Below are 10,256 nucleotides of genomic sequence, written 5' to 3' on the forward strand. Positions count from 1 at the left end.
CTGTATCGCTGGGGAAGACTCCAAGGATGTTCTCTGTCTAGAGACGGTTTCCTCAGCGGATAGGCTGATATTGTAGTTTCACGAGTCGGTTGCGCGTGGATTGTGGTCAGTTTCAGTGTGGGGTCAGAACGAGGATGTCTATTTTACGTTTACGGGCAGTCAAGGGGGGGTGTGTTGTGAAGCAGCGTATGTTGAAAGCGGCTTCGATATGTATGTTGGGTTCTTTAGTGACTCTCGCGGGCTGTGGGACCGAAAGCAACAGCAACAATGCAAGCCAAGTCACCAGTGGGGGGAAAGCTGCCAGCACGAAGCAGGTGCAGGCGCCCTTTCCTGGATGGGTGAAAGGTTTGCCAAAGATCACAGCACCAGAGGGGTTCAACTGGAAACAGTTTGCCGGTACACATTTGACTTTGATATCAGAGAATACGCCGCCATCTTCCGCGTTAGCAGATAATATCAAGCAGTTCGAAAAGGTCACAGGAATTACTGTGACGATAGAACAAAGTGACCTGAACACGGTGGCGCAAAAAGTGGCCTTGGACTTTGCTGCAAAATCGGACAAGTACCAGCTTATTTACGCGGATCCCTATCAGATTTTGTCCAAGTACTCATATGACTTCGTGGACTTGAACACGTTCAATAATGACCCTAATTTGCCTCACATTCCTGGTGGTTTAAAGGACTTTATCCAAAGCCAGTTGTTCGTGGACGGATATATGGGCAACATGCAACATCTTTACGCGGTGCCATATGACTGTCCAACCATGATTCTCTTCTATCGCAAGGACATCTTTGACAACCCAACGTACAAGGCTATGTTCAAGAAGGAAGAGGGCTTCGATTGGACTCCTGGCCCGAATTTGACGTGGCAGCAGTATTATACAATTGAAAAGTGGATCAACCAGAAAATAAAGCAAGGCGTTATCAAGGGAGTCAAGTACGCTGCCGGAGATCAAGCCAAACAATATGACTCCCTGCAGTGCGATTTCAGTGATCTTTTAGCCGCGTATGGTGGAGACTATTTTAAGTCTTCGAGCCTCGGTAGCCTTGGTGCTACGAATCCGGGACCGTCTGCGATGGATTCGTCGAAAGCGATTGCGGCTGCCACCATGTACAAGAACATTGTTCAAGCTGCCGCTCCGGGTAGTACGTCGTGGGATTGGAACGGACTCGCTGAAGCTTTCGCCGCCGGTGATATTGCTATGGCGCCAGAATGGCACGAAGATGCCTCTATGATGGAGAACCCGGCCAAGTCGAAGGTTGTGGGTAAGGTTGGATACGCCATACTGCCACACGGTCCGGCTCGCAGCGCGAACATCTTTGGTGGCACCGGTATTGGAATTAACAAGAACGCGACATCCGAGGAACAAAAGGCTGCTTGGCTGTTCATAGTCTGGGCCACTTCGCCGCAATCGCAGTACATGATTCTGAAATCTAAGGATGGTGGAGAAACACCGACCCGTTATTCCGTATACAACCTGCCTGAAATTAAGAAGGGCATGACGCCTGGAACGCCGGAATCCAAGGAAATGCCCAATCTGTTGGCCATGAAGGCAACGCTGGAGGCGTGGAAGTCGCAGAATGTGTACATGCGCCCGAAGATCCCGCAGTGGCCGCAGGTGGACTCTATTGTGTTTACCGAGTTATCTAAGATGCTGGCAAACGAAGAAACACCGGCTCAGGCGATGAAAAATATCGCGCAGCAGACCAACCAGTTGACCGGTCAATAATCCGCAGGTACTGCAGGTACTAAAGTATGCAAGAAAGAACAATAGGGTTCAGGCTTATTGATGCACTGGACCCTGTTGTTCTCGTGAAAGGGGCGTAGCAACAACGTGGAATCGAATGCAAGCGAAGTGCGTAGCGATCACATGCTGTCGGTTGCTGGGCCCAAAGTCACTCGTAGACGGAAGCGCAGCAATACAACAGAGATATGGATGCTAACGCCGTCCATTGTCATCCTAGCCGTCATCAGCATGGTTCCATTTTTCTACATGATCTATGCCAGTCTAATGAATTACACGGTGAACCCGGATCAGCCGACGTTTTACCAGTTGCACAATTGGGTTTCGATATTGCGAGATTCGACTTATTGGCACTCATGGGAACGAACGGCGATATTTGTTATCATCGGCTTGGCAGTAGAGTTACTGGTCGGGACCGGAATTGCACTGGCCATCTACCATATTCCAAAGGGCCGCAATTTAATCGTTACATTGTGGATGCTACCGCTGTTTGTGGCACCTATCGTCACCGGTTTACTCGGCAGGTTCCTGCTTAACACTACGTATGGTATGTACGCGTGGTTTTTACAATTGGTTGGCATAAAGACGGATATCCTGGGTACCACCTCTACGGCAATGCCGGCCATTATTCTAATGGACGTATGGGAGTGGACGCCCTTAATCACAATTATTGTCTTGGCTGGGCTGCAGTCGATGCCGGAGGAACCGCTAGAAGCGGCGGACGTAGACGGGGCGAACTATTGGGCCAAGCTCCGTTACGTAATCTTGCCCCTGGTGTCGCGAACTATTGTCGTGGCACTATTGATTCGGTCGATGGATATCCTCCGTTATGTGGATACTATTCTCATTACTACGGAGGGGGGGCCCGCCGACTCCACTAAGACTATTGGTTACTATCTGGTCCAGGTCGCATTCCAATTCCAAGACTTCGGTCGAGCCGCAGCTATCGGTTTTACCATGTTAATTGTGAGTATTTTCTTGGGCAGGACGTTCATTCGGATCTTCGCGAGGGGTGAGCAGTGATGGGCAGGAGTCGTGCTGGAAAGAAGCGGAGTTCCGTGGGAACAACTCTCATTTATATCATCGTCGTCATCGCGCTTATATGGGCGCTATTGCCAATTATTTGGATGGTTCTCTCGTCGTTAAAGACACAGGCAGGAATGTTCTCAATGCCTCCGAAATTCTTTTTTAAGCCTACATTTGACACGTATCGTCAGATGTTCTCATCGACCGGGAATTTCGGACATTATCTGTGGAACAGCGTGGTAGCGTCGGTATTGTCCACAATCATTTCCCTGGTCTTGGGGACACTAGGTGGCTTCGCTCTCGCGCGAGGGAATTTCAAGCGCGAAAGTGACCTTTCTTTTTGGGTGATTAGTACACGCATGGCACCTATCCCGGCTGTGATGCTGCCTTTGTATTTGATGTTCTCCAAGCTTGGTCTCATTGGCACTATGACGGGGCTGGTATTCGCCTATACGACATTCAATCTTCCATTTGCATTATGGATCATGATGACCTTCTTCAAGGATATCCCGCCGGCACTTGAGGAGGCAGGGATGGTAGACGGGTGCAGTAAGTTTGAGGCATTCTGGAGGGTAACATTGCCTATGGCGGCTCCCGGTTTGGTGGCAACTGGAATTCTGTGCTTGATGTTTGCCTGGAATGACTATTCATTCGCGTCCGTGTTCACTGGGCAGAGCACGCAGACTGTACCGGTTGCAGCGTCCTTGCTAGTTTCTCAGGAAGGTGTCCAATGGGGACAGGCGATGGCCACGGGGACCATCATCATCCTGCCGATGGTGATTGCCGGTATCTTCGTCCGTAAGTACCTGGTGCGAGGTCTTTCGATGGGAGCAGTGAAATGATGTATACGCATGACCACTGTGGCTAATCAGCAAACAGTCGAGTGGCGTAATTATACATGCGAAACAGAAATAAGGGAGGGAAAGCGAGATGGCTATCGAAGTTAGGTCTACCTCGTCAACCGTAACCCAGGTGCCCAAGCAGATGTGTGCTGCCGTGTTGGAGCGACCGTTTCAGGTGAGTATAAAGGAACTGCCAGTACCTGAGCTGGGGAGTCACGAAGTACTCGTAAAGGTGATGGCGGTCGGGGTATGCGGATCTGACGTACATTATTACGAACACGGACGCATCGGAGACTTTGTCGTGAAGAAGCCCATCATTCTGGGACACGAGTGCGCAGGCATTGTGGTGGATGTAGGCAGGCAGGTTTCGCGCGTGAAGGTGGGGGATCGTGTAGCGATAGAACCTGGCGTTACCTGTGGTCGCTGTGACGCCTGTAAGTCGGGCCGCTACAACCTGTGCCCGGAGGTGCAGTTTCTAGCGACACCTCCGTATGACGGGGCGTTTGTGGAATATCTCAAGCATCGCGAGGACTTCGTGTTCCCGATTCCAGATAGTCTCTCGTTTGAAGAGGCGGCGTTAGTCGAGCCGTTGTCAGTGGGTATTCACGCCTGTAAGCGGGCGGGTGTCCAGCCTGGATCACGCGTCGCGGTAATGGGTATGGGCCCCGTGGGCCTGTTAACTGTGGTTGCAGCCAAAGCGTTTGGGGCGTCGGAAGTGTACGTAACGGACTTACAGCCCATTCGGCTGGAGGCAGCGAAACACCTTGGAGCCTCCGTGGCGGTCAATGTGCAGGAGCGGGACCCGGTGGAGGTCATACGCGAAATGACAGATGGTGCAGGAGTGGATGTGGCCGTGGAGACTGCTGGCAACCCACGGGCTTTGCAGTCTGCTCTCATGTCCTTGAAGCGTGGCGGTCGGTTGGGTATCGTGGGGTTGCCGGCACAGGACGAGATTGGAATGAACGTACCATTCATCTCAAGCTTTGAGGTGGACATCTTCGGGGTATTCCGATATGCAAATACGTACTCGCAAGGTATCAAGTTTCTTGCTTCAGGAAACTATGACGTGAGAAGTCTGATTACAGATCAGTATCCGCTAGAGAAGGCGAAAGACGCTTTGGAACGAGCGCGGACCAACAAGAGCGGGAGCTTGAAGGTGATGGTCTATCCTAATGGTCTTCCGGCAAACAATTGAGTTGCCTACTATATGGGGTCTGTCGTCATGTTGAACATTGAACATCAAGCGCGCATTACCGAGTTAATCCGTGAAAAACGAATGGTCTCCGTCGCGGAGTTGATGGAACTGTTCTCCGTGTCGGACATGACTATTCGACGAGACCTAGATGTCCTGGAGCGGAAAGGCATCGTTCGCAAGGTTTACGGAGGAGCGGTGCTGGCGGATCTGGTGCTGGCTGATTACGTTCTCGGTGCACCTCATGAATACTCCATGGTAGCTCGGGAAACAGCGCGCGTAGAGGCCAAGAGAGCGATTGCCAAGGAAGCGGTGTCGCTGATCCAGCCCGAAGATGTGATACTGCTCGATGCCGGATCGACCACGTTGCAGGTCGCCAAGGCGTTTCAGCCGTCACCTGATCAAGTGGTCATCACCAATTCCATCCCCATCGGTCTGGAACTGATGGGGAAGCCGGTCAGCCTCCATTTGATTGGAGGCGACCTGCGCTCAGCCACTCAGTCAACTGTGGGTCCTAAGGCGAAGGCGTTTCTGACTGACTTGCGGGCACGCAAGGTTTTTCTTGGTGCTTCGGCGCTGTCCTTAGAGAACGGGTTGATGAATTTCAACCTATACGAGGCGGAGATCAAGCAAGAGATGATACAGTGTTCCGAACAGGTAATTCTTGTTGCGGATTCGAGCAAGTTCGCCGCCCAATCGTATTACACGTTTGCACAGTGGAAAGATGTTGATGTGTTTATTACGGATTCCGAAATCTCTCTGACTGTCGTCCGTAAACTTGAGGAGCGAGGGGTGCGAGTGGTTATCGCGGGAAGTTCAAGTCTCGGGCGACACGCGTGACCTCCCCACATCTGGATTGACATTCGAGTTAAGGCGGAGTGTATGAAGAGTGAAAGCAGCCCGGTTAAATCGGTTGTTTGGACCCGACGGGAAATGTTTTGACGTTGCCATAGATCACGGATTTTTCAATGAAAACAGTTTCCTGCAAGGAATTGAGAACATAGAGAAGGCAGTGGTAACCATCGCGGATGCGGGTCCCGACGCTATTCAATTAAGTCCGGGACAAGGCCCCATCCTACAGTCGATAAAAGGGAAGCACAAACCGGCTCTGGTCATGCGGACTGATGTAGCAAATGTCTACGGACGCAAGCTGCCTGACTACCTCTTCAGTCAACTAATTGAGGACGCAGTGGAGCATGCTGTGCGCCTGGACGCTGCGTGCGTAGTGGTGAACCTGCTCTGGTTGCCGAACCAGCCGAAACTGTATCATCAGTGCGTCGCCAATGTCGCCAAACTCCAGCTTCAATGTGAGAGATATGGGATGCCACTAATGGTGGAACCGTTGGTCATGCAGCCGAACGAGGTAGCCGGAGGCTATATGGTGGACGGCACTCTGGAGAAAATTGTTCCACTCGTACGCCAGGCTGTCGAGCTTGGTGCAGATGTCATCAAGGCAGACCCTTGTGATAATGTGGAAGATTTTCACTATGTGGTGGAAGCGGCAGGCGGCCGTCCTGTGCTGCCTCGGGGTGGCGGCAAAGCGTCGGAAGAAGACATCCTGCGGCGCACGCACGCCCTGATGCGACAAGGTGCCTCCGGAATAGTGTACGGGCGCAACGTCCTCCAATCCGACGATCCACAGGCGATGACACGGGCGTTCTTAGCCATTGTGCACGGCGGGGCAAGCGTGGAGGATGCCCTGCGGATCCTTAGGAAAGAGGTGTAATCGATTGGCACAGAGGCGAGTGCTGCGCTTTGGTGTCATCGGAGCCGGGTTGATGGGACGAGAGTTCGCAAGCGCTGCGATGCGCTGGTGCCATTTGGACGGGTTGGATTTTGCACCGTCGATTGTCGCTGTGTGTGACGTGAATGAGCGAGCGACACGTTGGTTCGAAGACAACGTGCCGACGGTGGAGCGCGTCACACGCGACTACCATGAGTTGCTGGCCGATCCTTCCGTCGACGCCGTGTACTGTGCCTTGCCGCATCATCTGCACGCGCGTACATATGTGGATGCAATCCGAGCGGGTAAGCACCTGATGGGTGAGAAGCCGTTTGGCATCGACGAGGTGGCCAATCAGCAGATTCTGGCGATGTGCCATGAGAATCCAGAAGTATTGGTGCGGTGCTCGTCTGAGTTTCCGTTTTTTCCCGGTGCATATCAAATCGCCAAGTACGTCCAAGAGGGGCGATTTGGACGGTTGATTGAGGTGGAAGCTGGATTCTGGCATTCTAGCGACTTGAATCCTGACAAAGAAATAAATTGGAAGAGATTGGTGAAAACCAACGGCGCTTACGGATGTATGGGGGACCTCGGACTGCATGTGGTACATCTTCCGTTCCGCTTTGGTTGGAGACCTCGCAACGTCCGGGCGGTGTTGTCGAACATTGTGACGGAGCGGCCGGACGGGCATGGCGGACGGGTGGCGTGCGACACATGGGACAACGCCCTCTTACTGTGTGAGGCGGAGGCGGCGAATGGGGATAGGTTTCCTATGACGCTGTCGATGAAGCGGATAGCGCCGGGCCACGCGAATACGTGGTTTTTGCGCATCATTGGGACACGGTTTTCGGTAGAATACAGCACAAAAAACCCAAAGCAACTGTTGACACTGCGGTATCAACCAGGCGCTGCGCAATCATGGGAGGTGACGGATGTAGCACACGAGAGCGCGTACCCATCTATCACAGGGCCTATATTTGAATTCGGATTTTCAGATTCTATCTTGCAAATGTGGGCGGCCTTTTGTGACGAGGTAGTGAACGGGGTTGAGATGAGACAGCCGATGCGTTGTGCGACTCCAGAGGAGACCGCGCAGAGTCACCGCCTGTTCACTGCGGCGCTCGTGTCACACGCCACAGGGGAGACGGTAAGTCTCCTGGAGTGAGCGGGGAGGATGGCACGATGAAGGAAGCGCATGCTTCGGGGATCCAGTACCGGGCAGACCACTCCGCTGCAGGCGCTGGTAAGCCTGTTGTCATGGTAGCGGGGCATGTCTGTCTGGATGTGATTCCAGACATGTCGGATAGTCGCGTAGGGTTTCGAGATTTCGCGCCGGGCCGACTGTTCGAGATCGGGCCGACACACTTTGCAGCGGGGGGGGCGGTGGCAAACACGGGTGTTGCTGTACATCACCTCGGCATTCCAGTCCGCTTGGTTGCGAAAGTTGGTACGGATCCGTTCGCGGTTCAGGTTCGGGAGATGCTGCAGCGACAAATCGGCCGTGCGCCGTGTGATGGGGGGAAAGGTGGTGCGGTCGCAAATGGTCCCGAAGAGTCGTCCGAATTGCGTTTGGTTGTGGATGAAGAGGCGCAAACCTCGTACACCGTTGTGCTGAATCCGCGTCACACCGATCGACTGCTGTTACACTATCCGGGCACCAATGATACGTTTTGCGCGGCCGATGTCGCGCCCGATTTGTACTCGGGTATAGAGTTGTTTCAATTTCGGTTATCCCCCGCTGATGCGGAGGCTGTACGAAGACGGCGGGGAGGAATTGTCAGCGTTGTTTGAGTCGGCTCGGAGAGCAGGGGCTGTGACGTCGCTGGACATGGCCATGCCGGATCCGGATCGCCCTTCGGGGCAGGCAGATTGGGTGGGCTTTTTGCAACAGGTCCTACCGTATGTCGATCTGTTTATGCCCAGTGTCGAGGAACTCATGTACATGTTGGCACGGCAGCGCTACGACGCTATCCGTAGGCAGGGTGGGGAATTCGTCAGCTACGTGACAGCAGATGACCTAGCGACGGTCGCGGACCTGGCGCTGTCGATGGGGGCCAATGTGATTGCAGTCAAATTGGGAGAACAAGGACTATACCTGCGTACCCGCGGCGTGCACCAACCGAATGGACGAGCTCCCGGAGATGACGCGCGTCCCACATGGTGGCAAGCCGCATGGGAAGATCACGGCTGGTCAGGTCGAGAATTGTATGCACCCTGTTTCCGGGTGAACGTCGCGGGGACAACGGGAGCCGGTGATTGCACTATCGCTGGATTTTTGGCGGCACTCCTCCGTGGTATGTCGCCAGAGCGAGCTATGATCACGGCGCTAGCGGCGGGCGCATGCAATGTCGAGCAGGCGGACGCGACGAGCGGGATCATTCCTTGGGACCGGCTGCAGAGTCGCATCGCCGCAGGCTGGAAACAGCATCCTCCAGCGTCAGGATTTCGCGGTTGGAAGCCAGGAGCTGGCGTGCTCAGAGGACCAGGGGATATGTGCGGATCCTATGGGTGACATACGTTAAGCATATCTTCGTATGTTACGAATCAAGCTCCTTGATGTGAGTCGGTTCGTGGAGACAAATGGGCTCCACATGGCACGGGATTTCACGCAATTGTCGTCCAGACGGGCGGCAGGCTGGTTTGTCTTTGCGCGGTCGCCACCAGTGCGATCGCCATTCCCCCACTATCAACACTCGGTACCCTCATCGTCCGGCGCTGCAACGTGTTTCGATTTGGGCGCTACAAACACCCCTGCCGCCGACAATTGCATACGTCCATAAGATTCGTTCTTGATAAAAAACGTAGGCGGCGTAGTTAATGCCACAAAGCTAAAATGCGAACCGAGCAGAAATGCATATTTAATATTTATAATAATTTATTAATTAATATGATTAAATGTAATGTCAAAGATAAGTTGGAGGTGCATGATGTTTCAATTGACTAGATCGGAATCACGGTGGCGGATGAAGAGATATAGAGATATGAGAGATAGAGAAGGGTTATCGGGTCTGTTAATAATTTTGTGTAAACCCCATTGAGTGAGCTTAGAGAATGTACTGTTCTATACGCTCCGGAAAGTATATGAGCAACTGACTGAGAATCTGCCCCCAGTTCTGTACTCGCATGGTCCAACGCTTTGTAACTTCCATCGTGGCCAGATAGAGCATCTTGGTGAGCGATTCGTCTGTCGGAAAAATGCTCTTGCCCTTGGTCACCTTACGAAGTTGCCTGTGATAGCCCTCAATCAGATTGGTTGTATACATCAACCGGCGCATTTCCGGCGCATAGCGGAAGAAAGTCGCGAGTTCATCCCAGTTGCCGCGCCACGACCGCACAACCAGGGGATACTTGCTCCCCCAGGCCTCTTCGAACTTGTCCAATGCCTCCAACGCTGCCTCTTCCGTGCTGGCTTTGTAGATGGGCTTTAGCGCCGCTGTCACGGCCTTGTAGTCCTTGTACGATACGTACTTGAGCGAATTGCGAATCTGATGAACGACGCACTTCTGGATGTCGGACTTGGGATAGCAGGCTGCGATTGCTTCGCTGAATCCCTTCAAGTTGTCGACGCAGGTGATGAGGATGTCCTCTACCCCTCGACGCTTCAGTTCGTTCAAGACAGTCAGCCAAAACTTCGCCGATTCATTCTCGCCGATCCAAATGCCAAGTACGTCCTTTTGCCCTTCGAGGTCAATGCCCACAACCATATAGGCGGCTTTGTTGACCACTTG

Annotated in this window: 10 protein-coding genes; 9 read left to right on the forward strand and 1 reads right to left on the reverse strand. The window is 53.1% G+C overall.

The features are described 5' to 3' along the window. The first annotated feature begins 176 nt into the window (after positions 1–176). From ASH01S_RS16620 to ASH01S_RS16660, 9 genes are all read left to right on the forward strand, one after another. Positions 177–1,730 (forward strand): extracellular solute-binding protein, encoded by a 1,554-nt coding sequence (locus tag ASH01S_RS16620; RefSeq protein WP_067929564.1) that lies wholly within the window; start codon positions 177–179, stop codon positions 1,728–1,730. Positions 1,731–1,835: 105 nt separating this feature from the next. Then, positions 1,836–2,768, forward strand: coding sequence for a carbohydrate ABC transporter permease (locus tag ASH01S_RS16625; RefSeq protein WP_245629135.1), 933 nt, complete (start codon positions 1,836–1,838; stop codon positions 2,766–2,768). Beyond that, positions 2,768–3,613, forward strand: coding sequence for a carbohydrate ABC transporter permease (locus tag ASH01S_RS16630; protein WP_067929565.1), 846 nt, complete (start codon positions 2,768–2,770; stop codon positions 3,611–3,613). The genes ASH01S_RS16625 and ASH01S_RS16630 overlap by 1 nt, the downstream gene beginning before the upstream one ends. An 88-nt stretch (positions 3,614–3,701) precedes the next feature. Beyond that, positions 3,702–4,808 (forward strand): sorbitol/xylitol/iditol dehydrogenase GutB, encoded by a 1,107-nt coding sequence (gene gutB, locus ASH01S_RS16635; protein ID WP_067929566.1) that lies wholly within the window; start codon positions 3,702–3,704, stop codon positions 4,806–4,808. A 27-nt stretch (positions 4,809–4,835) separates the two neighbouring features. After that, positions 4,836–5,645, forward strand: coding sequence for a DeoR/GlpR family DNA-binding transcription regulator (locus ASH01S_RS16640; protein ID WP_067929567.1), 810 nt, complete (start codon positions 4,836–4,838; stop codon positions 5,643–5,645). A 49-nt stretch (positions 5,646–5,694) separates the two neighbouring features. After that, positions 5,695–6,531: a class I fructose-bisphosphate aldolase gene (locus tag ASH01S_RS16645; protein WP_067929568.1), complete on the forward strand. Its 837-nt coding sequence runs from the start codon at positions 5,695–5,697 to the stop codon at positions 6,529–6,531. Between the two features lie 4 nt (positions 6,532–6,535). Next, positions 6,536–7,693: a Gfo/Idh/MocA family protein gene (locus ASH01S_RS16650; RefSeq protein WP_245629136.1), complete on the forward strand. Its 1,158-nt coding sequence runs from the start codon at positions 6,536–6,538 to the stop codon at positions 7,691–7,693. 17 nt (positions 7,694–7,710) lie between these two features. Next, positions 7,711–8,319, forward strand: coding sequence for a carbohydrate kinase family protein (locus tag ASH01S_RS16655; protein ID WP_067929570.1), 609 nt, complete (start codon positions 7,711–7,713; stop codon positions 8,317–8,319). After that, positions 8,312–9,040 carry a carbohydrate kinase family protein gene (locus tag ASH01S_RS16660; RefSeq protein WP_067929571.1) on the forward strand — a complete coding sequence of 243 codons (729 nt, stop codon included), beginning with the start codon at positions 8,312–8,314 and terminating at the stop codon, positions 9,038–9,040. The genes ASH01S_RS16655 and ASH01S_RS16660 overlap by 8 nt, the downstream gene beginning before the upstream one ends. Before the next feature lie 532 nt (positions 9,041–9,572). Here ASH01S_RS16660 and ASH01S_RS16665 read toward each other — a convergent pair. Beyond that, on the reverse strand, positions 9,573–10,256 hold a 684-nt coding region (locus tag ASH01S_RS16665; RefSeq protein WP_157067209.1), incomplete at its 5' end, for an IS256 family transposase.

Source organism: Alicyclobacillus shizuokensis NBRC 103103 (genome assembly GCF_001552255.1).
GTDB classification, from domain to species: Bacteria; Bacillota; Bacilli; order Alicyclobacillales; family Alicyclobacillaceae; genus Alicyclobacillus_G; species Alicyclobacillus_G shizuokensis.